Source organism: Kitasatospora sp. NPDC101176 (genome assembly GCF_044768035.1).
Taxonomy (GTDB): domain Bacteria; phylum Actinomycetota; class Actinomycetes; order Streptomycetales; family Streptomycetaceae; genus Kitasatospora.
Genome location: NZ_JBIWPA010000019.1, coordinates 74,403 through 100,896, shown reverse-complemented (window position 1 = coordinate 100,896; position 26,494 = coordinate 74,403). Strand labels below are relative to the sequence as shown.

Below are 26,494 nucleotides of genomic sequence, written 5' to 3'. Positions count from 1 at the left end.
TCCCCTCGCGTCACCGACCCGCCACGATACGAGGTCCGGTGGCGGCGCCGGGCCCCGGGCGCCCGCCCCCGCACGCGGCCGGGCCGGGCGGGGTCGGGCCGGAGCGGTCCCGAGGGCGGGGCCGGGCGGTCCGGGGCGGGGCCGGTCAGCCGAGGGTGGAGCCGGTGACGGGCTCGGAGAGCGCCACGGTCGTGCCGTTCAGGCCGGCCTTGACGAACTGTCAGGTGAGTCCGGTGATGACGCCCTTGCCGAGGGGCGCGAGCCGGGCGAAGGCGGGCTGGCTGAGGTCGATGTGGGTGGCGTCGCAGGACGGACACTGGTCCCTGACGGGCACGGTGACGGTCTTGCCCTGGTAGGTCACCTTGACCGAGATGCCCTTGCAGACCGGGTCGTTGTTGGGGTTGGCGGTGGTCCACCAGGTGTGCGAGACGGCGACGAGCATCTGGGTGGCGGCGTTGATCTGGGTGCCGCAGGCGCCGAAGCCGGCGTCGTTGTAGTAGGTGGCCTTGCCGCTCATGGGCTTGTTGATCGGTATCGCGGCGCTGGCGGTGCCGGCGGTGAGGGCGATCAGGGCGGCTGCGGCGAGCGGGGCGCCGGCGAGGATCCTGAGGTTCTTGGCGATGGCGCGCATGGTTCCCTCCAGGCTTTGATCATGTTCATGACATGCATACGGCGATGGAACTCCCCGCGGCCGCGATCGAGTTCACGGCGACGGGCAAGGCGACGGTACGTGTTGGCGATCTATGTGGTCCAGACCTCCGCACTGTTGTCATGAACACAAGGCAGGGATCTTTACGAATGCGGCCGAAGGGGCGAAGATGCGTGACCGCACGGCGACGCAGGGTGTTGACAGGCCACCACGCCCGTCCCCCGGAGGCCCCGCCCCATGCGCACCGCACTCGCCGCCCTGCTCCTCGGCGCCGTCCTGATCCCGGCCGCGGCCACGCCCGCCGCGGCCGCCACCACCGGGCCCCGCGCGGTCAACCAGGGCTACAGCATCCCGGTCGGCGGGGTCACCGACCTGGGCGCCCTGCCCGTGCTCGGCAGCCTCGGACTGGACTTCGCCCGGCTGCTGGGCCAGTAGCCACCCGCCCCGGAGCCCGCCCGGCGTCACCACGACGGCCGGGCGTCACCACGGCGCCCGCCGCCCACGCGGCCGTCCCGCGTCACCACGCCCGCTCCAGCGTCCACCGCCGCCGGTCCAACTCCAGGCCCAGCCCCGGCCCGGCGGCGGGCCGCAGCCACGCGCCGGCGCCGGCCTCGGCCGGGCGCACCGCGTCCGCCCGCCAGGCGGTCTCGCCGTACGCGAACTCCGTCTCCACCGACGGCCCGAGCGCCACCGCCAGGTGCACCCCCGCCGCCGTGGCCACCGGCCCGGCCGGGTTGTGCAGCGAGACGCCCGCCCCCGCCCCCAGGGCCGCGGACACCAGCGACGTCGCCGCCCGGAAGCCGCCCGCGTGCTTCACGTCGGGCAGCACCCAGGCCAGCAGGCCCTCCTGCAGCGCGGGTTGGAGCTCCGAGAGGTCGGCGGCGAGCTCCCCGCCGGCCAGCGGCGCGATCCCGGCGACCGCCCGCAGGGACGCCACCGGCGCCGCGTCCTCCAGCCACCGCAGCCCCAGCGCCCCCAGTTCGCGGGCCGACGCGAGAACGTCATCCACCCGCAACAGCCCGTGCACGTCGACCATCAGTCCGGCCTGCGGCACCGCCCGCCGCACCGCGACCGCCCGGGCCAGGCCCACCCGCAGCCGCACCTTCGCCGGCAACCCGTCGAACGGCGCGCACTTGACCGCCCGGTAGCCGTCCGCCACCGCCGCGCGCGCCACCTCGGCGAACTCCTCCGGCGTGCGCAGCCGCAGCGCCCGGTCGATGCTGGCGTGCCGCGCGACGGGCCGGGGCTCCGTACCGCCCAGCCAGCGCCAGAGCGGCTGACCGGTGCGGCGCGCCGCGAGGTCGGCCGCGGCCAGCTCCAGCGCGCCGCGCACCGTCCGTACGGCCAGCGGGCCCCGGCGGTTCAGTCCGGCCACCACCGCCGAGACCGACCCGCCCTCGGCGAGCCCGGCCGCGACCGCCGCCCAGACCCCGGCGGCCCCGGGCCCGGCGTCCGAGTACTCGCCCAGCCCGTACGCTCCGTCACCATCAGTCAGCTGCACCACCCGCCAGGTGGTCCCCGCGGACACCCGGGCCTGCAGCAGCTCCAGCACGGGCACCCGCCCGCCCCCCTTTCGCGAACCACCGGCCCCGGGAGGGCTGCCCCCCGGCGTCCGGACTTACTTCCGCTCGGCAAGTTAGTAACCGACATGTGCCCGTCACAAGGCCGAACATCCGCGCGACGTGCGCCCGTCACCCCCGCGACACCGGCCGTCATCTGCCGCAATGCACCGGCAACACCCGTTCCCAGCAGCCAAGATGCCGATTGACAGCCCCCCGTGCCCTTCAGCACGATGGGCGCCGAGCCCACTCGCAGCGAACCGGAAGGAGGGGCGATGAACCGCGTTGTCCGCCCCGTCCCGGCCTGCCGCACGCGCCGCAGCTGTTCCGGCGCGCTCGCCTCCTGACCGTCCGGCACCCCCGGCCGGCCGCTCTGCGCCACCCCGCCCCACGGCCCCGCCGGGCCGCTCCGGCTGCCCCGGCACCGGCTGTCAGGGTGGGCGAAGGCCTCCCCTCTCATCACTCACCGTCACCATCTCCCCTGAAAGGGATCCGTCATGACCACTGCCCTGACCGAACTCCGCCTCACCCCCGCCGCCGGCCGCATCGGCGCGGTCGTCCACGACGTCCGCCTCGGCGGCGACCTGCCCGCCGAGACCGTGGTCGCCCTCGAGAACGCGCTGTACGAGCACAAGGTGCTGTTCTTCCGCGGCCAGCAGCACCTCGACGACGCCGGGCACGAGGCCTTCGCCCGCCTGCTCGGCCACCCGGTCGGCCACCCGACGGTGCCCAGCGCCGACGGCCGCTACGTCTTCGAGCTCGACGCGACCAAGGGCGTGCGCGCCAACAACTGGCACACCGACGTGACCTTCGTGCCCTCCTACCCCAAGGCGTCCATCCTGCGTTCGCTCGAACTGCCCCCGGCCGGCGGCAGCACCGTCTGGGCCAACACCGCCGCCGCCTACCAGGACCTGCCCGCACCGCTGAAGACCCTGGCCGAGAGCCTGCGGGCGGTGCACACCAACGACTACGACTACGCGGCCCGGCTGGCCCTGCGCCCGGAGCTCGCGGACGACGCCGAGATCGCCCGGCTGTTCCGCGACGTGTTCGTCTCCACCGCCTTCAAGACGGAGCACCCGGTGGTCCGGGTGCACCCGGTGACCGGCGAGAAGTCGCTGCTGCTCGGCGCCTTCGCGCAGCGGATCCAGGGCGTCTCCGGGGCCGACAGCCGGGCCCTGATCGACCTCTTCCAGCGCTACGTCGAGCGGCTGGAGAACACCGTCCGCTGGGACTGGCAGGTCGGCGACGTGGCGATCTGGGACAACCGCGCCACCCAGCACTACGCGGTCAACGACTACGGCGACGAGCCGCGCCTGGTCCGCCGGATCACCCTGGACGGGGACCTGCCGCAGGGCGTCGACGGCGTCCCGAGCCGCCTGCTGGAGCCGGCCGACCCGCCGCGGGTGGCCGGTCTGGTGCCCGCCGAGGAGCTCGAAGCCGCCAACTGACCGGAAGCCGGGGCCACCGCCATGTCCACCACCCTGCTCCCCCGCCCGGCCGCCCGCACCGGGGACGACCGCCGGGACGCCAACGCCGCCGCCGTGCTGCGGACGGTGCTCGACCACGGGCCGGTCGCCCGCAGCCGGGTCGCCGCCCTGACCGGGCTCAGCGCCTCGGCGGTGTCCCGGCAGGTGGTGGACCTGGTGCGGCTCGGTGTGCTGCGCGAGCGGCCGGAGCTGGCGGCCGCCCGCGCCGGCGGCGCACTCGGCCGGCCGCAGCTGCCGGTGGCCGTGGACACCGACCGGCTCGCCGTCGCCGGGTTGCACCTCGGCGTCCCGTACACCACCTTCGCCCTGCTCGACCTGCGCGGGCGGGTGCTGCACCGGCAGGAGATCTCCAACCGCGGCCGCACCGGGTTCGCCGTCCTGCGGCCGCTGCTGGAGCGGCTGCCCCGGCTGCTCACCGCGGTGCGCGGCGGCCGGACGGTGGTCGGCCTCGGGGCCGTCACGGGCGGCACCGTCGACCCGGAGCGCGGCCTGACGCTCCGGCACGGGCCCCTGGGCTGGACGGACCTGCCGCTCCGGGACCTGCTGGCGGACGCCACCGGCCTGCCCGTCCAGGTGGACAACCACGCCCGGGCGCTCACCCTGGCGGAGATCCTCTTCGGCCACCCGGCGGCCCGCCGGAGCATGGTCCACCTCTTCGTCGGCCACGTGGTGGACGCGGCGCTGGCCGTCGCCGGGACGGTCCACCTGGGCCCGCCCTCGGCCGCCGGCGACCTCGGCCACCTCCCGGTCGCCGGGCCGCCCGGGCGGCCCGTCCCCGGGGGGGACGCCCGCTGCCACTGCGGCCGCCCGGGCTGTCTCTCGACCGCCGCCTCGGACACCACCCTGTTCGAGGCCGCGGCCGCCGAGGGGATCACCCCCGGGCCGGACCGCGCCCGGCTGGTCGACGCCGTCCGGCGGGGCGATCCGCGGGCCGACCGGCTGGTCCGCGCCCGGGCCGGGACGATCGGCCGCGCCCTGGCCCTGCTCGCCGACGTGGTCAACCCCGACCTGCTGGTCCTCACCGAGACCTTCGCCGTCCTCGATCCCCGCTACCTCGACGTGGTCCGCGCCGAGTTCGCCCGCCATTCCCACCTGCACCGCAGCGCCGACCTGCTGATCGCCCAGACCCGCGGCGCCGACGCGCTCGCCGTGGCGGCCGGCGCCCCGGTGCTCGGCGAGCTGTACGCCCGCCCGTTCCGCACCCTGGCCGCCGCGCCCGCGCCCTGACCGTGCCGCGTCCGTCCGTCCGTCCGTCCGTCCGACCGCACCCGACCGCCCGCACCCGACCGCCCGCCCGCACGCCGCCCGCCCGTCTCCGAAGGACCGCCATGACCGCGTTCACCCGCCCCTCCGCTCCCGGCCTGTCCCGCCGCGCCCTGCTGCGCGGCGGCCTCGCCGGCGCCGGCCTGCTGACGCTGGCGGCCTGCCGCTCCGCCGCCGACACCGCGGCCTCCGCCGCGGGCGCTCCGAGCGGCCCGCGCCGCGGCGGCGTCCTGTCCGTGGCCACCGGCGTCGACTTCACCCCGAGCCTGCTCTTCGCGCAGAGCGCCAACACGCTCGTCCAGCGGCTCGTCTTCAACACCCTGACCAGGTACGACGACCAGCTCCGGCCGCAGCCCGAGCTGGCCACCTCCTGGCAGGTCGCGGCGGACGGCCTGAGCGTCACCCTGAAGCTGCGCGAGGACGTCACCTTCCACACCGGGCGCAGGTTCACCGCCGACGACGTGGTGTTCGCCGTCAGGAACCTGCAGGACCCCTCCCGGGCGGCCCAGTTGCGCTCCACCGCCGCCGCCGTCACCGACTTCCGCAAGAACGGCGACTTCGAGCTGACCCTGGTGCTCGCCCACCCGGTCAGCAACCTCTTCGACCTCTTCGAGTTCATGATCGTCCCGGACTCGGCCAGCGTCGCCGACGCCCTCGCCGGGAACAGGCTGATCGGCACCGGCCCGTTCACCCTCACCGACCGCAAGCCCGGCTCCTCGCTCACCCTCGCCCGCAACGAGAAGTACTGGAACCCCGGCCGCCCCTACCTCGACGGTGTGGAGATCCGGGTCGTCCCGCAGGCCGAGTCGCTGCTCTCCTCGCTCCGGACCGGCCAGACCCACCTCTCCTACGCCGTCCGCGGCAAGGACGTCGCCACGCTCAGGAACGACCCGCGGTTCCGGATCAGGCAGTACGACACCGGCTCCGGCGCCTACTACATCGGCGTCAACCTCACCGCCGAGCACGTCGGCGACAAGCGCGTCCGGCAGGCCATCGCCTGGGCCGTGGACCGCGAGCGCTTCGTCCAGCAGGCGCTCGGCGGGTACGGCACCGTCTCCTCGGTGCCGTGGCCCAAGTCCTCCCCCGCCTACAGCGAAGCCGGCGCCGCCCACTACCGCCACGACCCGGAGAAGGCGAAGGCGCTGCTCAGGGAGGCCGGCGCGGAGTCCCTCACCCTCCCGTTCGCGCACTCCAACGACCCGGGGTCGACCGCCGTCGCGCAGATCCTGCAGTACGACCTCCAGCAGGTCGGCATCGAGGTGGTGCTGCAGCCCACCGACTCGCCCACCATGCAGAAGCAGCTCATCGCGCAGAGCATGCCCGCGCTGTGGACGCTCAGCCACGGCTTCGCCCAGCTCCACCCCGCCACCCTCGCGGTGAGCGCCTACCCCTTCAACGAGGCCAAGAACAGCTCGCGGTTCAGCTCCCCCGCCTACACCGACGTGGTCCAGCGGGCGTGGAACCGCAGCGACAGCGAGAGCCCCGAGGCCAAGGCCCTCTACCAGCAGATCACCGACGTGCTGCTGGACGAGGAGTTCGTCATCGACCTGGCCATCGCCGGGCTGGTCGAGGTGGCCGGCGCCGGGGTGCAGGGCGTGACGCTCAACAAGTTCAGCTACCTCAACCTCGACGACGCCTACCTGACGGCCTGAGCGGGAGCCCCGACCCCCATGCGCACCTTCCTCCTCAAACGACTGCCCAGCGGGCTGCTCGTCCTCGTCCTCGCCTCCTTCCTGATCTTCCTCATCCTGCGGCTCATCCCCGGCGACCCCGCCACCGCCCTGGCCGGACCGGACGCCTCCCCGGCGACCCTCGCCGCCGTCCGCGACCGGCTCGGGCTCGACCAGCCGCTGCCCGGCCAGTACCTGCACTGGCTCGGCGGCGTGCTCGGCGGCGACCTCGGGCCGAGCTACGCGATCGGCGGCCAGGTCGCCGACCTGATCGGCAACGGCATCGCCGCCACCGTCCAGCTCACCCTCGGCGCCCTGCTCCTGGTCGTGCTGCTGGCCCTGCCGCTGGCGGTGGCCAGCGCGACCACCCGGCGCCGGCCGGTCGCCGCCGCCGTCCGGGCCCTCACCACCGCCGTGCTCGCCGTACCGCCCTTCGTCACCGGCGTCCTGCTGGTCCTGGTCCTCGCCGTCACGCTCGGGCTGCTCCCCGCCGGCGGGCACGAGTCCCTGCTGGACGCCCCCGACCTGGCCGTCCAGTACCTGGCCATGCCCGCGCTCTGCCTGGCCCTGCCCAGCGCCGCCGTCGTCGCCCGCCACCTCGAGGACGGCCTCCGGCGCGCCCTCGCCGAGGACTACGTCCGCACCGCGACCGCCCTCGGCGTCTCCCGGCGGCGGATCGTCTGGCAGCACGCGCTGCCCAACGCGCTGCCCTCCGCGGTCACCGTACTGGGCCTGCAGGTCGGCCAGCTCATCGCCGGCGCCGTGGTGGTGGAGCGGATCTTCGCCTGGCCGGGCCTCGGCCAGCTGATCGAACAGGGCGTGGTCCGCCGGGACTACCCCGTCGTGCAGGACCTGCTCCTGCTGGTCGTCGCCTGCTACGTCGCCGTCCAGCTGCTCACCGACCTCGCCTACACCTGGCTCGACCCCCGCGTCCGGTGGGAGTGACCCGATGACCATCACCGCCCCGGCCCTGCGCACCGCCCGTCCGCGCGGCCGCCACCGCCACCTGTCCGCCCTGCTGACCTGGCGCGGCCTCACCGGCCTGGCCCTGGTCGGCCTGACCGGCCTCGCCGGACTGCTCGCACCGCTGCTCACCGGCCTCGACCCGAACGCCCAGAGCGCCCTCGCCCTGGCCGGCCCGAGCACCCGGCACCCGTTCGGCACCGACGACCTGGGCCGCGACGTGCTCAGCCGGGTGCTGCACGGCGTCGGCACCGACCTGACGATCATCCTCACCGCCGTGCCGATCGGCGCCGCGCTGGGCTGCGCGGCCGCCCTGCTCGCCGCCACCTCCCGGTGGGCCGACCTCGCCGTCCAGCGCGGCTTCGACCTGCTGCTCGCCTTCCCCGGGCTGATCCTCGGCCTGGCCATCACCGCCGTCCTCGGCCCCGGGCGCTGGCCGGTCGTGATCGTCATCGCACTCGTCGAGATCCCGGGCTTCGGGCGGCAGTTGCGGGCCGGCATCCTGGTCCAGCGGGAGCGGGAGTACGCCCTGGCGGCCCGCGTCGGCGGCTCCTCCCGGGCCCGCGTGCTGCTGCGCCACGTCGTCCCCAACGCCGTGGACCCGCTGATCGTGCAGACCGCCCTCGCGCTCTCGCTGGGCGTGTTCATCGAGGGCGCGCTCAGCTTCCTCGGCCTGGGCGTCCGCCCGCCGGAGCCCACCCTCGGCAGCATCCTCAGCCAGTCCGTGGCCTACCTGTCGACCGACCCGACCTTCGCGGCGGCCCCGCTGGCCGCCACCACCGCCCTGGTGCTCGGCTTCACGCTGATCGCCGAGGCCCTGAACCGGGGGATCCGCCGATGAACACCGTCCTGCGGGTCGACGACCTCACCGTGGCCTTCGACGGCTCCACCGCCGTCGACGGCGTGGGCTTCGAGCTCGCGGCCGGGGACACGCTCGGGATCGTCGGCGAGTCCGGCTCCGGGAAGTCCACCACCGCGCTCGCCCTGCTGCGGATGCTGCCGCCCGGCGGCCGGATCACCGCCGGCTCCGTCGAGCTCGCCGGCCGGGACCTCGCCGCCCTCCCGGAGGAGGAGCTGCGCGCGGTGCGCGGCCGGCGGATCGCGATGATCTTCCAGGACCCGATGTCCTCGCTCAACCCCGTCCTCACCGTCGGCCGCCAGCTCGACGAGGCGCTGCGCGCCCACGGCAGCCGCCCCCGCGCCGAGCGGGCCTCCCGGGCAGCCGAGTTGCTCGACCTGGTCGGGATCCCGGACGCCGCCGGACGACTGCGCGACCACCCCCACCAGTTCTCCGGCGGGCAACGCCAGCGCATCATGATCGCGCTCGCCCTCGCCCACGACGCCGAGGTGCTGGTCGCCGACGAACCGACCACCGCCCTCGACCCGACCGTCCAGCGGCAGATCCTGCGACTGCTCACCCGGATCAACCGGGAGACCGGCACGGCCCTGGTGGTGATCAGCCACGACCTCGGGGTGATCGCCCACACCTGCCGCCGGCTGCTGGTGATGCGCGGCGGCCGGGTCGTCGAGCGGGGCGACACCGCGGACGTCCTCGGCACCCCCCGGCACCCCTACACCCGAGAGCTCCTCGCGGCCGTCCCCCGGCTGGACGAGCCCTCGGCGGCCGCCGCCAACAGCACGCCGGGGGCCACCCCGCTGCTCACCGTCAGCGGGCTGGGCAAGACCTACGGCCCACGACGGCGCAGCGTCACCGCCCTGCACGGCGTCGACCTCACCCTGCACCCCGGCGAGACCCTCGGGCTGGTCGGCGAGTCCGGCTCCGGCAAGTCCACCCTGGCCCGGGCCCTGGTGGGCGCGCACCAGCCGTCCGCGGGCCGGATCCGCTTCCGCGGCGAGGAGGCGGGCCACGCGCCGCACCGGGAGATCCAGATGGTCTTCCAGGACCCGTACTCCTCGCTCAACCCGCGGATGACCGTCGGACGGATCATCGCCGAGCCGCTGATCGCGCACCGCCTCGGCGACCGCGAACGGCGGGCCGCCCGGGTCGCCGAACTGCTCACCCAGGTCGGCCTGGACCCGTCGGCCGCCGACCGCCACCCCCGCGCCTTCTCCGGCGGCCAGCGCCAGCGCATCGGCATCGCCCGGGCGCTGGCCCCCGAGCCGAGCGTGCTGATCTGCGACGAGCCGGTCTCGGCGCTGGACGTCTCGGTCCAGGCCCAGGTGATCGAGCTGCTCGCCCGGCTGCAGCGCGAACTCGGCCTCGCCGTCCTCTTCATCGCCCACGACCTGGCCGTCGTCCGCCGGGTCAGCCACCGGATCGCCGTGATGCACCGGGGCCGGATCGTCGAGACCGGGCCGGCCGACCGCGTCGTCACCGCACCCGAACACCCCTACACCGCCGAACTCCTGGCCGCCGTGCCGGCCCTGGACGCCGCCCGACCCACCACCCGGAGCACCGCATGACCGCCACCCCGACCACCGAGCCGCCCACCGGCCCGCACGGCGCCGACCCGCACCGGCGCGACCCCTACGCCGGCTTCCCCGGCACCGTCGGCCGCACCTTCCGCGAGTCCACCCCGGCCTGGCCCCGGCGCGTCCGCCCCCGCGAGGGCGCCCCCAACATCGTCGTCGTCCTGATCGACGACATGGGGTACAGCGACATCGGCCCGTTCGGCGCCGAGATCCCCACCCCGACCCTCGACCGCCTGGCCGCCACCGGCGTCAGGCTCGCCAACTACCACACCATGCCGCTCTGCTCCCCCGCCCGGGCGGCGCTGCTCACCGGCCTCAACCCGCACCGGGTCGGCTACTCCTTCGTCGCCAACGCCGACCCGGGCTTCCCCGGCTACGGCATGGAGGTCGCCGGGGACATCCCCACCCTCGCCGAGCTGCTGCACGACGCCGGCTACGCCACCTACGCCGTCGGCAAGTGGCACCTGACCCGCGACTCCGCCTCCAACGCCGCCGACGACCGCGCCAACTGGCCCCTGCAGAAGGGGTTCGACCAGTACTACGGTGTCCTGGAGGGCCTCACCAGCCTCTTCCACCCCCACCAACTCGTCCGCGACAACAGCCCGTTGGACATCGACGAGTTCCCCGACGACTACTACTACACCGACGACATCACCGACCAGGCCGTCAAGATGGTCAAGTCGCTGCGCGCCCACGACGCCGACAAGCCGTTCTTCCTCTACCTCGCCCACAACGCCGTCCACGGCCCGCTCCAGGCCAAGCCCGCCGACCTCGAACGCCACCGCGGCCGCTACGACGGCGGCTGGGACGAGCTGCGCCGCAGCCGCTTCGCCCGCCAGCTCGCCGCCGGGCACTTCCCGCCCGGCACCGAACTGCCCGAGCGCAACTCCGAAGCCGGCCACGAGGTCGGCCCCTGGGACGAACTGACCTACGTCCAGAAGAAGTTGTACGCCCGCTACATGGAGGTCTACGCCGCGATGGTCGACAACGTCGACCAGAACCTCGGCCGCCTCACCGACACCCTCGAAGCCCTCGGCGAACTCGACGACACCATCATCGTCTTCACCTCCGACAACGGGGGCACCGGCGAGGGCGGCGCCGAGGGCACCCGCAGCTACTTCAGCCGCTTCGTCCACCACCCGGGCCTGCCCGAGGACTGGAACCCGGACGTCGAGCGCGAGATCTCCCTGATCGGCGGCCCGCAGAGCCTGGTGCACTACCCGCGCGGCTGGGGCATGGCCTCCAACACCCCGTTCCGCCTCTACAAGGGCCAGACCTACGCGGGCGGTGTCCGCGTCCCGTTCGTCCTCTCCTGGCCGGCCGGCCTGCCCCGCGCCGAGGGCGACACCGGAGTCCGCGCGCAGTACCAGTACGTCACGGACGTACTGCCGACCCTGCTCGAACTCGCCGGCGTGGAACGGCCCTCCCGGCGGTCGGAGCACCCCGTGCAGGAGCTGGACGGGATCGCCTTCGGCTCCGTCCTGCGCGACGGCGCGGCCCCCAGCACCCACCCCGAGCAGTACTGCGAGATGACCGGCAACCGCAGCTACTACCGCGACGGCTGGAAGCTCGTCACCCTGCACCGCTTCGGCGCGCCCTACGACGACGAGGAGTGGGCGCTGTACGACCTGCGCACCGACCCCACCGAGATCCACGACGTCGCAGCCGAACACCCCGACCTGGTCAAGGAGTTGTCCGCCGCCTGGGAGGCCTCCGCCTGGCGCGACGGAGTCTTCCCGCTCGCCGACGGCAGCGGCGCCCTCGCCCTGCGCGGCCCCGAGGACGAGCGCCTGCGACGCCCCGTCACCCTGCTGGCCGGCACCCCCGAGCTGGAGCGCTACCGCTCCTCCCGGCTGATCTCCTTCCGCTCCTTCGTCGTCGAGGTCGCCCTCGACCGGCACCGCGACGGCGACCAGGGCGTGCTGGTCTCGCACGGCGACCAGGGCGGCGGCTACAGCCTGTACGTCGAGGACGGCCGGCTGCGGTTCGCCTACAACCAGTACGGCGAGCTGCTGGAGGCCGACGCGGGGCCCGTGCCGGCCGGTACCCGGCTGGTCGTCGTCGAGGCGACGGCCGTCGCCGACCTCAAGTGGGAGTTCCGGCTGCTCGTCGACGGCGTCGAGGGCGGCCGGCTCGGCCCGGTCCACCAGCTGATCGGCATGGCGCCGTTCCAGGGCGTCAGCGTCGGCGTGGACCGCAAGTCCCCGGTGTCCTGGCCGGTGTACGAGCGGCACCGCTCGTTCCGCTACACCGGCGCCCTGCACTCCGTCACCTACCTGCCGGGCGAACCGGCCCCGTACGACCCGGAGACGGTCGCCCGGGCGCTGCGCGAGGCGGCGGCCGCCTTCGAGTGACGGCCGCGGCACCTCCGGGTGACGACGGCGGCCGCGGGCCCCGGGTGCCGACCCGGGGCCCGCTCCCCCTGCCCCAGGCCTCCCACCAGCCACAAGTGCCCCCTCCCGAACGGCCGCCACCCGCGTTAGGCTCGGTCGGCGCGGTGCCCGGCCGCGCGTTCGACCGAGGGGGAGAGAGTGATCGGGGACCTGCTGCCGGACACCGTGGTGACCGAAGTGGCCTACGACGACCCGCCGGAGGCCCGGCTGGAGCCCGAGGAGGCCGAGGCCGTCGCCCGGGCGGTGGAGAAGCGCCGCCGCGAGTTCACCACCGTCCGCCACTGCGCCCGGACCGCCCTCACCCGGCTCGGCGTCCCCTACCGTCCGCTGGTCCCCGGCCTGCGCGGGGCCCCGACCTGGCCGGACGGCGTGGTCGGCAGCCTCACCCACTGCGACGGCCTGCGCGCCGCGGCCGTCGCCCGTTCCGGCGACCTCCTCTCGATCGGCATCGACGCCGAGCCCGCACTGCCGCTGCCGGACGACGTCCTGGAGGCCGTCGCCCTGCCCTCCGAGCAGCGCCGGATCGCCGACCTGCTCGCCACCCACCCGGACACCCCGTGGGACCGCCTGCTGTTCAGCGCCAAGGAGTCGGTCTACAAGGCCTGGTTCCCGCTGACCGAGCTGTTCCTGGACTTCAACGAGGCCGAGCTGGCCCTCTCCCCCGACGGCACGTTCACCGCCCGGCTGCTCGTCCCGGGCCCGGTGGTCGGCGGCCGGCTCGTCCAGGGCTTCCACGGCCGCTGGGCCGTGCGCGACGGCCTGCTGGCCACGGCCATCGCGGTACCGGCCTGAGCGCCGCCGCCCGGCCCGCCTGAGCTCCGCCGCCCCGGCCCGCCCGGGGGCCGCCCCGGTCCGACCGGAGCGATCCCCGGAGGGCGGCATATCCTCGACCCCGTGACCGTGACCTATGTGATCGATGGCACCCGGATCGACACCCTGGACGACTTCTGGGACGTCGTCGGCGAGACCATCGGCGCCGACGGCTACTTCGGCCGCAACCTCGACGCCTTCGCCGACTGCCTGCGGGGCGGCTACGGCACCCCCGAGGACGGCGACTACGTGATCGAGTGGCGCGACCACGAGACCTCCCGGCGCCACCTCGGCCACCCGGAGACGGTCCGTCAGCTGGAGCTGCGGCTCGGCCGCTGCCACCCCGCCAACCGCGAGCACGTGCGCGCCGAGCTCGCCGCCGCCCGGGCCGGGCGGGGGCCGACGGTCTTCGACTGGCTGGTACGGATCATCGAGGAGGAGCACCCGGGGGGCCTGCGCCTGCGCTGAGGCCGGCCCGGTCGGAGCGCGGCCGGCGCGAGGGCGGCCGTTCCGAGGGCGGCCGTTCCGAGGGCGGCCGGCGCGCCGCCCGGCCCGGGGCGGGCCCTGGTCCACCCGGGTGACGCCCGCCCGCGCCGGGGCGCCCGGCCCTCACCCGAGGACGTCGGAGAGCCGGACGAACCGCCGCCCCGCCGCCAGCAGGCCCGGCACCGCCGCCGCCACGCCGGGGGCGGTGCCGCCGCCCGGGTGGTTCAGGTGCCCGATCACGATGGACCCCGGCGGGGCGGCGGCGACCTCCTGCCGGACCTGGGCGGCGCCGAGCGTCGCCCCGCCGTCCCCGTTCACGGTGAACCCCGCGACCCGTTCGCCCAGGTCGGCGACGATCCGGGTGGCGACGTCGTCGTAGTGCGCGGTGCCGGAGCGGAAGAACCGCACCGGGTGGCCGAGCAGCCCGGCCAGCTTCTGCGCGTTGCCCGCCACCTCGTCGTGCACCGCGCCGACGCCGTCGGTGCCGGCGATGCCGTAGGCGGAGCGACCGGTGACGGAGAGCGGCCGGTGAGCGGTCCCGTGGTTGCCGATCTCGAACAGCGGGTCCCCGGCGAGCTGCTCGAACACGTCCGGGTTGGCGTCGATCCAGCGGGCGTTCAGGAACAGGGTCGCCGGGACGGCGTTCGCGCGCAGGAAGTCGATCAGGTCGGCGTCGTAGCCGTTCCCGCCGGGGCCTCCGCAGGCGTCGAAGGTGAGCGCCGTCGCGCGCTCTCCGTCGGGCAGTTCGGTGATCACCCCGGAGACCTCCAGCCCCCATTCCGTGGGGGCGGTGCCGCCGTAGCGCTCCACCAGTTCCGCCCTGGTCGGCAGCCGGTCCGCGGTGGGCGGGGTGGCCGACGGGGTGGCCGGCCCCGCCTCGGTGGCGGACGGGGCCGCGGACGGTATCGCGGTCCGGACGCCGGAGGCCGCTCCGGTCGCGGCGGAGGCCTGCTCGACCGCGGCGGCCGTCCCGGCCGCTCCCGTCACCGGTGCCGGGGCCGTCGCGGCGGGTCCGCCCCGCCCGGCGGCCGCGCACCCGGTCAGCGCGCTCCCGGCCATCGCTATCAGCAGTGTCCGTCGGTTCAGTGTCACACCCGCCTCCTCCACGCGATCCGATGTCAGGGCGATCCGGCGTCAGACCGGTCCGACTCCGCGACGGTCCGGCTCCGCGACGGTCCGCTCCCGCTCCGGCCCGTCGGACGCGACGCGACGCGGCACGGTGCAGGGCCGTGCGGCAGGACGCAGCCCGCACCGCGAGGCTGACACCGCCTTCACCCATGAATATGAACCGACGATTCATCACGCCCCGCAACTCGCTGCCCCGCCCCCGGCCCCTCCTTCACCGACCCGCCCCACCCCCGCGGGCCCCGGCTCACCCCCGGTTCACCGCCCCGGGTAGGAACGCCGGCGGACCCGATCCCCAGCCCGGAGGCCACCCATGCCCACCGACCCAGGCTCCCCCCGCCCCGCCCGCCGCGACCTGCTGCGCACCGGCCTCGCCACCGGTGCCACCACCGCACTCGGCCTCGCCGCGGGCGGCGGCCGGGCCGCCGCCGCGCCGGGCGCCGCCACCCCCGCCGACCGCACCATCGTGCTCACCGGCCATCTCCCCACCGGCGCGCCCGACTTCGTGCACCTCCCGGTCGAAGTCCCGGACGGCGTGCGCGAGCTGGCCGTCTCCTACGGCTACGACAAGCCGACCGTCCCGGCCGGCACCCCCGGGAACTCCTGCGACATCGGCGTCTTCGACGAGCGCGGCACCGGCCTCGGCGGCCCCGGCTTCCGCGGCTGGTCGGGTGGCTTCCGCACCGAGTTCGGCATCGCCCGCGACACCGCCACCCCCGGCTACCTCCCCGGCCCGATCAACCCGGGCACCTGGCACATCGTCCTCGGCCCCTACCAGATCGCCCCGCAGGGGCTCGACTACCGCGTCCAGGTCACCCTCCGGTTCGGCGCCCCCGGGCCGGAGTTCACCCCGCACTACCCGCCCGAGCGGGCCCGCGGCCGCGGCCGGGCCTGGTACCGGGGGGACTGCCACCTGCACACCGTGCACTCCGACGGGCGACGCCTGCCGGAGGAGGTCGCGGCCGGCGCCCGCGCCGCCGGCCTCGACTTCATCGTCTCCACCGACCACAACACCAGTTCCTCGCACGCCGCCTGGGGCCCGCTGGCCGGTCCGGACCTGCTGATCCTGCCGGGCGAGGAGGTCACCACCCGCAACGGCCACTGGCTGGCCCTCGGCCTGGAGGCCGGCCAGTTCGTCGACTGGCGCTACCGCTCCCGCGACGAGGAGTACCCGCGCTTCGTCCGCCAGGTGCACCGCTCCGGCGGCCTGGTCGTCCCCGCGCACCCGTACTGCCCGTACGTCGCCTGCCAGTGGAAGTTCGGCTACGAGCAGGCCGACGCCGTCGAGGTCTGGAACGGGCCGTGGACCTACGACGACGAGTCCGCGGTCGACACCTGGGACGCCGGGCTCGCCGTCGCCCTGCGCGAGGGCCGCTCCTGGCTGCCCGCGATGGGCAACAGCGACGCGCACAGCGCCCCGCAGGTGATCGGCTCCCCGCACACCGTGGTGCTGGCCGAGGACCTCACCCGCGACGCCGTCCTCGACGGGATCCGCGCCGGACGCAGCTGGCTGGCCGAGTCCTCCGCGGTGCGGCTGGAGTTCACCGTCACCGGGCACGGCCGCCGGGCCGGCATCGGCGAGGAGCTGACCGTCCCGGCCGACGCCCCGCTGGACGTGCGGCTCACCGTCTCCGGCGTCCCCGGCGGGACGGTCCGGCTGCTCACCGACGAGGGCCAGCTGCACCAGGAGTCGCTGCCCGCCGACGGCGCCGGCACGGTGGTCTGGCGCACCACCGCCTCGCTCGCCGCCTACGTCCGCGCCGAGGTGCGCCACCCGCGGCCCGACGGGACGCCCGGTCGGGGCAACGCGATGGGACCGGACCTCCCCTGGGGCCCGATGGCCGCCCTCACCAACCCGGTCGTGCTGCGCGCCGAGGAGTGAGCCGGAGCGGCCCGGACGGCTCCGGGCCGGGCCGTGCGGCGGGCCCGGCCGCCCCGGGGAACCGGTCCGGCCAGGAGGGGGGACGACTCGGGGCACCGGCGTGGACTAGGTTGATCCCCGAAAGCATCAGTCGTAGGGACGAGGCGGTCGGCTGTCCGCATCCGGGTCCGACCGGCCCTTTCGCACTCCGACCGCCTCGCCCCGGCTACCCGTCCGTCCCCGGCCCGCGAAGGGATCAGCAGCTGTGAACCGTACGACCGTAGGTGGGCCGGAGCTCGGGGGCGGCCGGGGTGCCGGGGGCGTCCTCGTCCTCGTCGACCCGTCCGGGGCCGGGAGGAGCGCGGTCGCGGGGCTGCTCGCGGCCGAGCTGCGACCGAGCGTCCACCTGCGCGCGCACGACTTCGTGCGGGTCATCCGCAACGGTCAGCTGCCGCCCCACCTGCCGGAGGCCGGGCGGCAGAACGCCACCGCCCTCGCCGCGGCCGCCCAGGCCGCCTTCGCGTACGCCACCGGCGGGTACCAGGTCGTCGTCGAGTGCCCGGCCGTCCCGCCCGCCCTCGACACCTTCCGCCGCGAGAGCCGCACCACCGGCGCCGCCCTCCACTACGTCGTCCTGCGCTCCGGTGCCGCCGCCGACGATCCGCAGGCCCCGGACGCACGGGAGGCCCGGGACGCCCACGTGCTGGACACCGCCGGGCTCACCCCCGAGACCACCGCCAAGTCCGTGCTGGACGCGCTGACCCACCGCACCCACCTGCTCGGCTGGTAGCCCGCCCCGCCGCCCCGGGCGCTACGCGCCGACCGTGCCGTCGATGGCCTCGCGCAGGAAGTCGGCGTGGCCGTTGTGCCGGGCGTACTCGTGGATCAGGTGCAGCATCACCAGGCGCAGCGAGACCTCCGCCTGCCAGCGCGGCTGGTAGCCGGTGACGTCCAGCGAGGCGGCGGCGCGCTCGATCCGGCGGGAGTGCTCGACCTCGTCCTGCCAGGCGGCGAAGGCCTCGGCCCGGGTGGCTCCGGAGGCGTCGTAGGCCACCTGGTAGTCACCGTCCGGGGACCAGACCAGCGGGACGTCCTCGGCGTCGATGACCCGACGGAACCAGGTGCGCTCCACCTCCGCCATGTGCCGCACCAGCCCGAGCAGGGTCAGCGTGGACGGCGGGCTGGAGCGCCGGCGCAGCTGCTCGTCCGTCAGCCCCTCGCACTTCATCGCGAGCGTCGCCCGGTGGAAGTCCAGGAAGGCCCGCAGCATCTCGCGCTCGCCGCCGGTCAGCGGCGGGGCGGGGCGTTCGTCGGTGTTCACGGTGTCGGCTCTCCCTGCTCCGCGCCCGGCCCCCGCGGGCCGGGCTCCCCGGCCCGGACGACCGCCGGACCCTCGGGCCTGTCGCCGCCCCGCAGACGCGGGTTCGAGGACGGGCCCCAGCGGACTGTAGCGAAACGGCCACCGCGCCCCCACCGGTTTTCCCTCCGGCAGCACCGCGCCCCGGAACTCCACTCCGCTCACTCACCGTGTTCACGATCTCACCGGTTTGGGTACGTACCTCGGCGCGCCCGAGGGCCGGGCGCGGCGACCAGGCGAGCAGCAGGAGACCGGACGACCCATGGACCAGAACCGCATCCCCCCGACCGTCCGCCGGACGTACGGCGCGGACGACCTCAGCACCGCCCCGTCATTCGGCGGCGGCTTCATCAACTTCGGCTACTGGCAGGGCATGGACCTCACCGCCCCGACCCCCGAGGACCGGGTGCACAGCCAGGAGCAGCTGTACCGCCGGGTGCTGCGGGAGTTCCCCGAGCCGCGCGAGCACCGGCGGCTGGCCGAGGTCGGCTGCGGCCGCGGCCTCGGCGCCGCCCTCGCGCTGCGCGAGTTCCGTTTCGCCACCGTCACCGGGGTCGACATCCACCCCGACCAGGTCGAACGCGCCCGCGCCGTCAACGCCAAGGCCCTCGCCACCTACCCCGACCGCCTCGCCTACACCCTCGGCCCGGCCGACGACCTCCCCTTCGCCGACGGCTCCCTGGACGGCGTCTACTCCGTCGAGGCCGCCCAGCACTTCCGCGAGCTCACCGGCTTCGCCCACGAGGCCGCCCGGGTGCTGCGCCCCGGCGGCCGCCTGGTCGTCACCACCTTCTTCACCGCCGACGGGCCCGACGTCGCGGAACGCCTCAGCATCCTGCTCGGCAGCTTCGCCGACGGCCTCGACGTCCCCCACCCGCTCTCGGCCTTCACCGCCGACCTCGGCAAGGCCGGCTTCGGCGACGTGACCGCCACGTCCATCGGCGCCGACGTCTGGCCCGGCCTCGACCGCTACCTCGCCGACACCGTCCCGCCCGGCCACTGGAGCCGCAACTTCCACCACGCCTGGCGCACCGGCCTGCTCGACTACCACGTCGTCACCGCCGATCTCGCCTGAGCCCGGGTGGGGTCGGGTCGGCTCCCCCTTCGCCCCCGGAACGCCACAGGCCGTCCCCACCTCACGGTGGGAACGGCCTGTGACCTTCGAGAACGCCGGTTCGGACGGCGCGGGCCCGGGCCGGGCCCGGGCCCGCGCCCCGCCCCCGGCCGGGGGCGGTGGTCCTACAGCGGGCGGATGTTCTCGGCCTGCGGGCCCTTCTGGCCCTGCGTGACGTCGAACTCGACCTTCTGGCCCTCGAGCAGCTCACGGAAGCCGCTGGCGTTGATGTTCGAGTAGTGGGCGAAGACGTCGGGGCCGCCACCCTCCTGCTCGATGAAGCCGAAGCCCTTTTCCGCGTTGAACCACTTCACGGTACCGGTGGCCATGGGAGATCTCCTTCGAGAGACTTTTCGAAGCCTGCACGGTGCAGACTTTCGCGTCGCCGCGATGAGAACCCACCGGGAAAGATCCGGAAAAACAGAAAATGCGCCCGCAGCGATCAGCAGGCGCACACAAAGTCCATGGGAACCACAACTGCAACTACCTCGACTGTAGCAGGATCCGGTCCTGACCGGCGGAAAATCCGGGGGAATTTTCCGGCCCGGCCACCGGATGGCGGTACCTCCGGCCCCGCCGCACCCGGAACGCCCTTGGTCCGGGAGGAACTTGCCGCCACGCCCCGTCACGCCGCCCGGTCCGGAATCTTTCTCCGGGCTGCCACCCCGCCCCCCGACCGGAGGATTCCCCGCGGCGGGAAATCCGCTGCTCCCCACCGGCCCGGCGGGCGGGTTTTCGGAGCATACTGGCCACGATGAGTAAAACACCGGCAGTCCGACGCCCCCTTCCCACCAGCCCTTTCAAAGCCAAGCCCGACAAACCGCCCAAGCACTTCGCGGTGGGTGACCGCGTCACCCACGACAGGTACGGTCTCGGCCGCGTCATCGAGGTGGAGGACGGAGCCAGCGCCGCGGTGCTGGTCGACTTCGGCTCGCGACAGGAGCGGATAACGCCGCCGTACGCGGCGATGTTCGTCCTCTGACCGGCGCTTCGACGACGGCACCGACCCCTCCCCGGGAGTCGGTGAACCGAAGCGCGGGGCAGCGCCGTTGGAGTCAGTGGTGGGCGGTCGGCGTGTTGTGGGGCACGCCGCCGCACACCACGGGCACTCCGCGCACCGCACCGACGCCGCACACCGCGAGCACTCTGCGCAGCAGGACGGCGGCACGGCCCGGGCCACGGGCCCGGCCGCCGACGAGGAAGCCCCCACCGGAGCACGGTACCGCCGTGCTCCGGTGGGGGCTTCCTCGTTCCCCGGACGCCCCGGACCGCCCCGGCGGGCCCACCCGGCCCGCCCTCGACGGCGGGCGGGCGGTGCGCCACACTCTCCCCAGCAGCACCCGCGCTCCCAACGCACCGGTACGACGTCGCGACCCACCGCCACAACGGAGAGCCACACGGTGACCACTCGTCAACTGCTGGAGATCCCCTTCTCGTCCGGCCGGTCCGGGGCCGGCCCGGCCACCTGGGGGCAACGCGCCATCTGGGACGCCGTGAGCCGGCTGCCCGCAGCCGACGCACCGCGGTACAACATCGGCACGGCGGCGCCGATCGACCCGGGGCTGCCGCTCCCCGTCGTGCTGGGCGGCCTGGAGCAGCTGCTGCACCTGCACGACTCCCTGCACACCAGGCTGCTGCCGGACGGCGCCGGCGGTCTGCGCCAGGTCGTCGACCCGGACGGACGGCTGGCGGTGGAGGTCCGCACCTGCCCGGGCAGCACCGGCCCGGGCAGCACCGGCGTGGCGGAGGCCGGCGCGCGGCTGCACGAGGAGCTGTCCGCCCGACCGTTCGACACCGCCGAGCAGTGGCCGCTCCGGGTCGGCGTGGTGGAGGCCGACGGGCTGGCCCGCTACGTCAGCCTGGTGCTCTCGCACACGGCGGTCGACGGCTCCGGGATGAACCGCCTGGTGGCGGACCTCACCGCGCTCTGCCTCGGCAGCTCACCGGCGGACCTGGCCGAGCTGCGCGAGCCTGCCCGGCAGCCACTGGAGGAGGCGGCGTTCCAGGACTCCGAACGCGGCCGGAAGCGCGACGCGGGAGCCCGCAAGCAGTTCCTGCGCAAGCTGCGCCTGGGCCCGGCCCGGCTGTTCCCGCCGCCCGCCCCGCCGGCACCGGACGCCCCCGCCGCGCCGTTCCCGAACGCCGTCCTGCGCTCCCCCGCCCTCCCCGCGGCGGTGGAGCGGGTGGCCGCCGCGCACCGGGTGAGCTCCTCCTCGGTGCTGCTGGCGGCGACGGCCGCGATGACGGCCCGGCTGTCCGGCACGCCGGAGGCGGTGCTCAACGTCGTGGTGAACAACCGCTTCCTGCCCGAGCTGACCAACGCGGTGAGCGTCGTCGCGGGCGACGGCCTGTTCCACCTCCCGGACGCCACGGCCGAGTTCGGCGACGTCGTCCGGCGCACCCACGCCGCCGCGATCGGTTCCTACCGGCACGCCTACTACGACAAGCTCCGGTTGAGCACCGAGATCGAGCGGCTCGCCGCCGAGGGCGTTCCGCTGGCCGACCGGTCGTGCGTCTTCAACGACACCCGCGAGCTGGTCCCGGCGGCACCGGAGCCCGACGGGGGCCCTCGGCAGGAGACCACCCTCAGCTGGCCGGTGGAGTTCGAGCCTCGCCCCGGCCTGACCTACGCCCTGGACGCGCTGCAGTCCCCCGAGGCCCTGAGCCTGGCCATGACCGCCGACCCGGCGGTGCTCCCGCGCCCGGCGATGGAGCGCTTCCTCTACGGGATCGAGGAGTTGATCCTCACCGAGGCCCACACCATCGGGGCTGACCACTCCGGGCCGGAACCGCAGGCCTGACCGTCCGGCCCCGCAAGTGCAGCAGCGGGCGCGGTGGTTGACCCCCCTCGTGTTCAACCACCGCACCCCGCAGTCGAATCACGGCAGCGCCGCCCGTCCCGACCGTAGGCTGAGCCCATGCGGATCCTCATTCTCGGCGGCACCTCCTTCGTCGGCCGCGCGATCGCGGACGACGCCCTGCGCAGCGGTGCCGAGGTCACCCTGTTCACCCGGGGCCGGACCAACCCCGGCCTCTTCCCGGACGCCGTCCACCTGATCGGCGACCGCGACACCGGCGACTACGACGCCCTGCGCGGCGGTTCCTGGGACGCCGTCGTGGACGTCACCGGCTACCGCCCGCACCAGGTCGACCAGGCGATGGACGCACTCGGCGACCGGGTCGGCCGCTACCTCTTCGTCTCCAGCCATTCGGTCTACGAGCAGGAGGGCCTCGCCCCCGGCTCGGACGAGTCCGCCCCGCTCCGGGCGCCGCTGCGCGAGGCGGCGCAGCTGACCGACGCGACGTACGGCCGGCTCAAGGTGGCCTGCGAGGACGACGTGAGGGCCCGCTACGGCGACCGGGCGACGATCGTACGGCCCGGAAAGGTGGCGGGCCCGCACGACGACCAGCGCGGGCTCACCTACTGGGCCCGCCGGGCCGCCCAGGGCGGGCGGATCGCGCTGCCGGGGCGCCCGGAGCAGCCCGTCCAGCTGGTCGACGTGCGCGATCTGGCCCGGCTGGTGGTCCGGCTGGTCCGGGACGACCGGGCGGGCGCCTTCCACGCCGTCGGTCCGGCCGAGCCGACCACCCTGGGCGCCCTGATCGCCACCTGCGCCGAGGCGGCGGGCACCGAGGCGGAGGTCGTCCCGGTACCGCCGGAGAGCTCACCGCAGATGTTCTTCCCGCTGGTGCGGCCGGAGCCGACCTGGACCGGCCAGCAGCGCAGCGCGGCCCGGGCGCGCGCGGCCGGCCTCCCGGCGACCCCGCTCGCGGTGACGGCCGCCGACGTCCTCGCCTGGGACCGGGAGCGCGGCGAGCCGCCGCTCGGCCACGGCTTCACCCCCGAGCAGGAGGCCCTCGCCCTGGCGAGCGTCGCGCGGTCCCGGTGATCCGGTCCCGGTGCCGCGGTCCCGGTGAAGGGGCGCTCACCCGGCCGGGCGCCGACCCGGCCGGATCCGCGCCGGGCGTGCCTCAGGCCTGGCCCGGTCCGCCGCCGGCCGACAGGGACTCCTCCTCCTCGGCCGGGGCCTCGGCCTGCACGCCCGGACGCAGACCGACCATCGCCACCACCGCGGCGGCGGCCATGAAGGCCGCCATCCAGTAGAGGACCGTCTGGGTGGCGTGGGCGAAGTCGACCCGGAAGAAGTCCGGGATCGCCGAGGTGCTCCCGCCACCGCTCTGGGCCTGGACCTGGGAGAGGTGCGCGGCCGTGGACTCCGCCTGGTCCTGCGGCAGGCCCTGGGCGACCAGGGAGTCGGTCAGCCCGGACCGCAGGTCAGTGACCAGGACGGTGCCCAGCACGGCCAGGCCCAGGCTCGCGGCGTAGTTGCGGACGGTCTGGGTGATGCCGGTCGCCTCGCCGTAGGACAGCCGGGAGGCGCGGTTGACGGCGTCCGTACTGGCCGGGCTGAGCATGAAGCCCATGCCGGCGCCGGCCAGCACGATGTCCCACTGCTGCTCGCTGAAGCTCAGCGTGGTGGCGTCGCCCGCCCACAGGTAGAACCCGACGGCGGCCAGCACGCACCCGAGCACCACCGGCCGCTTCGCGCCGCCCCGGTCGAGCATCCGGCCGCCGAGCTGCGAGGCGATCACGAACCCGATGAAGAAGTAGAGCAGGAAGACGCCGGCCTCGGAGGAGGAGTCGCCGAGCGCGATCTGCGCGTACTCGCTGGAGAAGAAGAACACCGGGACGAACGCCAGCATCGAGATGCCGAGCACCACGTTCTGCACGGAGAACGCGCGGATGCGGAAGATGTCCACCTGGATCAGCGGCGAGGCCGTGCGCTTCTCGACGACCGCGAAGACGACCAGCAGCAGCACCCCCGCCGCGATGCAGAGCCCGATCGCCGGGTTGGACCAGCCCCAGACCTGCGACTGCTGGAACCCGAAGACGCTCAGCCCGACGCCGCCGGCGATCAGGACCAGGCCCCGGTAGTCCATGGTCGCGGGCCGGCTCTGCGTCACCGGCTTGGAGATCGCGATCAGCACCAGCGCGATCGCGGCCACCGGCAGGTTCACCCAGAAGATGGCCCGCCAGGTCCATTCGGTCAGGTACCCGCCGAGGACCGGGCCGATCGCGGTCAGACCGCCCGCGATGCCGAAGAACAGGGCCAGGGCCCGCCCCCGCTCGCGGAGGGCGAAGTTCTGCACGACGATCGCCAGCGCCGCCGGGAACATGATGGCGCCGCCGACGCCCTGGACGGCGCGGAAGGCGATCAGCCAGGCCTCGGCCAGGCTCCCGGTGGGGGTGAAGCCGCAGCAGGCCGAGGCGCCGGCGAAGACCAGCACGCCGAGCACCACCATCGTGCGGTGCCCGACGGTGTCGGCGAGCCGCCCGCCGAAGGCGAAGAACGCCGCCAGCGTGAGCAGGTAGGCGTTGACCACCCACTGCACGCCCGTGCTGGTGAGGTCCAGCTCGTGCTGGATGTTCGGTACGGCGATCGACACGATGGTCTGGTCGATGAAGGTCATCGAGACGGCGAAGATCATCGCCGCCAGCACCAGGTAGCGCGGGGATCCGCCGGCGGGAGCAGTGCTCACGGTTCGCTCTTCCCTCCGGGGTGCGTCCGCGCGTCGACTGCCGGCGGATCACCTGTGGGACGGGCCCGTACCCCGGCGGGGCGGACCCGGCTGCTGCCGTTGGTTCGGCGGATCTCATGCTAGGGCCGGGCCCGGCGGGCCGCCCGACGGAGCGGTGCGGACGGGTCACCCGGCGCGGGGCCCCGCGCCGGGTGGCCGGGCGACCCGGACCCGGACCTCCGTCAGTGCCCGTCGTCGTGCACCGAGTTGGTCTCCTGGATCTTCTTCCAGGACTTGGGCTCCACCGGCACCGCGCCGCCGGACTGCCCGTCGGCCCGCCCCGCGCCCGCACCCGGCGCGGGCGAGGCCTTCGCCGGCGCCCCCGCGGGCACCGGTCCGAGGGCCGGCTTGGCGGCGGTGAACAGCCAGGTGTTCAGGAGGTCGCCGAGCTTCTTCCCGGAGACCTTCTCCGCGTACGCCCGGAAGTCCGCGATGGTGGCGTTGCCGTAGCGCCGCTCGGTGGGCCAGCCCTTGAGGATCCGGAAGAACGCGTCGTCCCCGACGGTGTTGCGCAGCGCCTGGACGGCCACCGCACCGCGGTCGTAGACGGCGCCGTCGAACTGGTTGTCCGGGCCCGGGTCACCCGGCTTGACGGTCCAGAACCTGTCGTCGGCCGGGTGCGAGGCGTAGACGTAGTCGGCGAGCTCCTGCGCGGTGCCCTCGTTCTCGTGCTCGGACCAGAGGAACTGCGCGTACCGGGCGAAGCCCTCGTTCAGCCAGATGTCGCTCCAGCCCGAGAGCGAGACGCTGTCGCCGTACCACTGGTGGGCCAGCTCGTGGACGACCACCGAGGTGTTGGAGCCCTTCGCGAACTGCCGGGGGCTGTAGTAGACGCGGGTCTGGGTCTCCAGGGCGAAGCCGGTCCTGGTGTTGGGCACGTAGCCGCCGACGGAGCTGAACGGGTAATCGCCGAAGTAGCCGCTCAGCCAGTCAACGAGTTCCCCGGTGCGCTCGACACTGGCCCGGGCGGCGTCCGCGTTGTCGCCGAGGTCCTTGCTGTAGGCGTTGTAGACGGGCAGCCCGCCCGGGGTCGTGTCGGTGGTGACGTCGAACTTCCCGACCGCGAGGGTGGCCAGGTACGTCGCCTGGGGCTTGTTCTCGCGCCAGCTGAAGCGGGTCCACCCGGCCTGCGAGCTCTTCCCGGCGAGGACGCCGTTGCTGATCACCTCGTTGCCGTCCGGCACCAGGACGGAGACGTCGAAGGTGGCCTTGTCGCTCGGGTGGTCGTTGCTGGGGAACCACCACCAGGCCGATTCGGGCTCCCCGGCCGCGACGGCACCGTCGGGCGTGCGCTGCCAGGCGGTGAAGCCGTACTTCTTCACGGTGGACGGGACGCCCTTGTAGCGGACGACCACGGTGGCCTGGGCGCCCTTGGCGAGCGGCCGGGCGGGCGTGACCTCCAGCTCCTGCTCCCCGCTGGTGGCGAAGGCGGCGGGCCGCCCGTTGACGCGGACCTCCTGGACGTCCAGCGCGAAGTCCAGGTTGAAGCGGGAGAGGTTGTCGGTGGCCGTGGCGAGGATGGTGGTGGTGCCCTCCAGCTCGTCGGTGGCGGGCTGGTACTTCAGCCGGATGTCGTAGTGCGAGATGCGGTAGCCGCCGTTGCCGTAGGTCGGGTAGTAGGCGTCGCCGGCCCCGGCCGCGCCGGGTTTGAAGTCGGCGGCCGAGGCGGGGACGGTCAGGAGCAGGCTCAGGGCGCCGGCGGCGGCGGAGACGATCAGCCTCTTGCGCACGTGGTCCTCCAGGA

At 74.7% G+C, this 26,494-nt stretch carries 23 protein-coding genes; 16 read left to right on the top strand and 7 right to left on the bottom strand.

Annotated features, from left to right (window positions below):
- Positions 1-220: 220 nt before the first annotated feature.
- The gene (locus ACIRS1_RS24510) at positions 221-631 is read right to left on the bottom strand and encodes a cysteine/serine endopeptidase inhibitor (RefSeq protein WP_402843333.1); all 411 of its coding nucleotides are present in this window, start codon (positions 629-631) and stop codon (positions 221-223) included.
- Positions 632-886: 255 nt separating this feature from the next.
- Between ACIRS1_RS24510 and ACIRS1_RS24505 the strand changes: the two genes are divergently transcribed.
- A complete protein-coding gene (locus tag ACIRS1_RS24505; RefSeq protein WP_402843330.1) occupies positions 887-1,084 on the top strand; it encodes a hypothetical protein in 198 nt (65 codons plus the stop codon).
- A gap of 82 nt (positions 1,085-1,166) precedes the next feature.
- Here the strand turns inward: ACIRS1_RS24505 and ACIRS1_RS24500 are convergent, their stop codons facing one another.
- Positions 1,167-2,207 carry an enolase C-terminal domain-like protein gene (locus ACIRS1_RS24500; protein ID WP_402843328.1) on the bottom strand — a complete coding sequence of 347 codons (1,041 nt, stop codon included), beginning with the start codon at positions 2,205-2,207 and terminating at the stop codon, positions 1,167-1,169.
- Positions 2,208-2,705: 498 nt separating this feature from the next.
- On the opposite strand from ACIRS1_RS24500, the gene ACIRS1_RS24495 reads away from it, so the two are divergent.
- The 9 genes from ACIRS1_RS24495 (at position 2,706) to ACIRS1_RS24455 (ending at position 13,695) form a co-directional block, all read left to right on the top strand.
- Positions 2,706-3,656 (top strand): TauD/TfdA dioxygenase family protein, encoded by a 951-nt coding sequence (locus ACIRS1_RS24495; protein WP_402843326.1) that lies wholly within the window; start codon positions 2,706-2,708, stop codon positions 3,654-3,656.
- A 21-nt stretch (positions 3,657-3,677) separates the two neighbouring features.
- Positions 3,678-4,922, top strand: a complete 1,245-nt coding sequence (locus ACIRS1_RS24490) for an ROK family protein (RefSeq protein ID WP_402843324.1) — start codon at positions 3,678-3,680, stop codon at positions 4,920-4,922.
- Positions 4,923-5,023: 101 nt separating this feature from the next.
- Complete coding sequence (locus ACIRS1_RS24485) at positions 5,024-6,610, top strand: ABC transporter substrate-binding protein (RefSeq protein WP_402843321.1); 1,587 nt, start codon at positions 5,024-5,026, stop codon at positions 6,608-6,610.
- 18 nt (positions 6,611-6,628) lie between these two features.
- Positions 6,629-7,573, top strand: a complete 945-nt coding sequence (locus ACIRS1_RS24480; RefSeq protein WP_402843318.1) for an ABC transporter permease — start codon at positions 6,629-6,631, stop codon at positions 7,571-7,573.
- Positions 7,574-7,577: 4 nt separating this feature from the next.
- The gene (locus ACIRS1_RS24475) at positions 7,578-8,432 is read left to right on the top strand and encodes an ABC transporter permease (protein ID WP_402843315.1); all 855 of its coding nucleotides are present in this window, start codon (positions 7,578-7,580) and stop codon (positions 8,430-8,432) included.
- Positions 8,429-10,015 (top strand): ABC transporter ATP-binding protein, encoded by a 1,587-nt coding sequence (locus tag ACIRS1_RS24470; protein ID WP_402843312.1) that lies wholly within the window; start codon positions 8,429-8,431, stop codon positions 10,013-10,015. The genes ACIRS1_RS24475 and ACIRS1_RS24470 overlap by 4 nt, the downstream gene beginning before the upstream one ends.
- Positions 10,012-12,378, top strand: a complete 2,367-nt coding sequence (locus ACIRS1_RS24465; protein ID WP_402843309.1) for an arylsulfatase — start codon at positions 10,012-10,014, stop codon at positions 12,376-12,378. The genes ACIRS1_RS24470 and ACIRS1_RS24465 overlap by 4 nt, the downstream gene beginning before the upstream one ends.
- 177 nt (positions 12,379-12,555) lie before the next feature.
- Complete coding sequence (locus ACIRS1_RS24460; protein ID WP_402843306.1) at positions 12,556-13,209, top strand: 4'-phosphopantetheinyl transferase; 654 nt, start codon at positions 12,556-12,558, stop codon at positions 13,207-13,209.
- Between the two features lie 102 nt (positions 13,210-13,311).
- The gene (locus tag ACIRS1_RS24455) at positions 13,312-13,695 is read left to right on the top strand and encodes a barstar family protein (protein ID WP_360208398.1); all 384 of its coding nucleotides are present in this window, start codon (positions 13,312-13,314) and stop codon (positions 13,693-13,695) included.
- 141 nt (positions 13,696-13,836) lie between these two features.
- On the opposite strand, the gene ACIRS1_RS24450 is transcribed toward ACIRS1_RS24455, so the two are convergent.
- Positions 13,837-14,805, bottom strand: a complete 969-nt coding sequence (locus tag ACIRS1_RS24450) for a polysaccharide deacetylase family protein (RefSeq protein WP_402843303.1) — start codon at positions 14,803-14,805, stop codon at positions 13,837-13,839.
- Between the two features lie 346 nt (positions 14,806-15,151).
- Here ACIRS1_RS24450 and ACIRS1_RS24445 point away from each other — a divergent pair, with 346 nt between their 5' ends.
- Together ACIRS1_RS24445 and ACIRS1_RS24440 are read left to right on the top strand one after the other, a co-directional pair.
- The gene (locus tag ACIRS1_RS24445; protein WP_402843300.1) at positions 15,152-16,720 is read left to right on the top strand and encodes a CehA/McbA family metallohydrolase; all 1,569 of its coding nucleotides are present in this window, start codon (positions 15,152-15,154) and stop codon (positions 16,718-16,720) included.
- 244 nt (positions 16,721-16,964) lie between these two features.
- A complete protein-coding gene (locus ACIRS1_RS24440) occupies positions 16,965-17,489 on the top strand; it encodes an ATP-binding protein (protein ID WP_402843297.1) in 525 nt (174 codons plus the stop codon).
- Positions 17,490-17,510: 21 nt separating this feature from the next.
- Here ACIRS1_RS24440 and ACIRS1_RS24435 read toward each other — a convergent pair whose 3' ends face one another.
- The gene (locus ACIRS1_RS24435; RefSeq protein ID WP_402843437.1) at positions 17,511-17,969 is read right to left on the bottom strand and encodes a DinB family protein; all 459 of its coding nucleotides are present in this window, start codon (positions 17,967-17,969) and stop codon (positions 17,511-17,513) included.
- Between the two features lie 349 nt (positions 17,970-18,318).
- Here ACIRS1_RS24435 and ACIRS1_RS24430 point away from each other — a divergent pair, with 349 nt between their 5' ends.
- A complete protein-coding gene (locus ACIRS1_RS24430) occupies positions 18,319-19,131 on the top strand; it encodes a class I SAM-dependent methyltransferase (RefSeq protein ID WP_402843294.1) in 813 nt (270 codons plus the stop codon).
- 164 nt (positions 19,132-19,295) lie between these two features.
- Here the strand turns inward: ACIRS1_RS24430 and ACIRS1_RS24425 are convergent, their stop codons facing one another.
- A complete protein-coding gene (locus tag ACIRS1_RS24425; protein WP_360208382.1) occupies positions 19,296-19,499 on the bottom strand; it encodes a cold-shock protein in 204 nt (67 codons plus the stop codon).
- Positions 19,500-19,924: 425 nt separating this feature from the next.
- On the opposite strand from ACIRS1_RS24425, the gene ACIRS1_RS24420 reads away from it, so the two are divergent.
- From ACIRS1_RS24420 to ACIRS1_RS24410, 3 genes are all read left to right on the top strand, one after another.
- Positions 19,925-20,152 (top strand): hypothetical protein, encoded by a 228-nt coding sequence (locus ACIRS1_RS24420; protein WP_360208379.1) that lies wholly within the window; start codon positions 19,925-19,927, stop codon positions 20,150-20,152.
- A gap of 418 nt (positions 20,153-20,570) precedes the next feature.
- Positions 20,571-21,971 (top strand): condensation domain-containing protein, encoded by a 1,401-nt coding sequence (locus ACIRS1_RS24415; protein WP_402843290.1) that lies wholly within the window; start codon positions 20,571-20,573, stop codon positions 21,969-21,971.
- A 117-nt stretch (positions 21,972-22,088) separates the two neighbouring features.
- Positions 22,089-23,060: an NAD-dependent epimerase/dehydratase family protein gene (locus ACIRS1_RS24410; protein WP_402843288.1), complete on the top strand. Its 972-nt coding sequence runs from the start codon at positions 22,089-22,091 to the stop codon at positions 23,058-23,060.
- A gap of 82 nt (positions 23,061-23,142) precedes the next feature.
- On the opposite strand, the gene ACIRS1_RS24405 is transcribed toward ACIRS1_RS24410, so the two are convergent.
- Both ACIRS1_RS24405 and ACIRS1_RS24400 read right to left on the bottom strand, forming a co-directional pair.
- Positions 23,143-24,711 (bottom strand): MFS transporter, encoded by a 1,569-nt coding sequence (locus ACIRS1_RS24405; protein ID WP_402843285.1) that lies wholly within the window; start codon positions 24,709-24,711, stop codon positions 23,143-23,145.
- Between the two features lie 221 nt (positions 24,712-24,932).
- Positions 24,933-26,480, bottom strand: a complete 1,548-nt coding sequence (locus ACIRS1_RS24400; RefSeq protein WP_402843282.1) for a M1 family metallopeptidase — start codon at positions 26,478-26,480, stop codon at positions 24,933-24,935.
- Between the last annotated feature and the right edge of the window lie 14 nt (positions 26,481-26,494).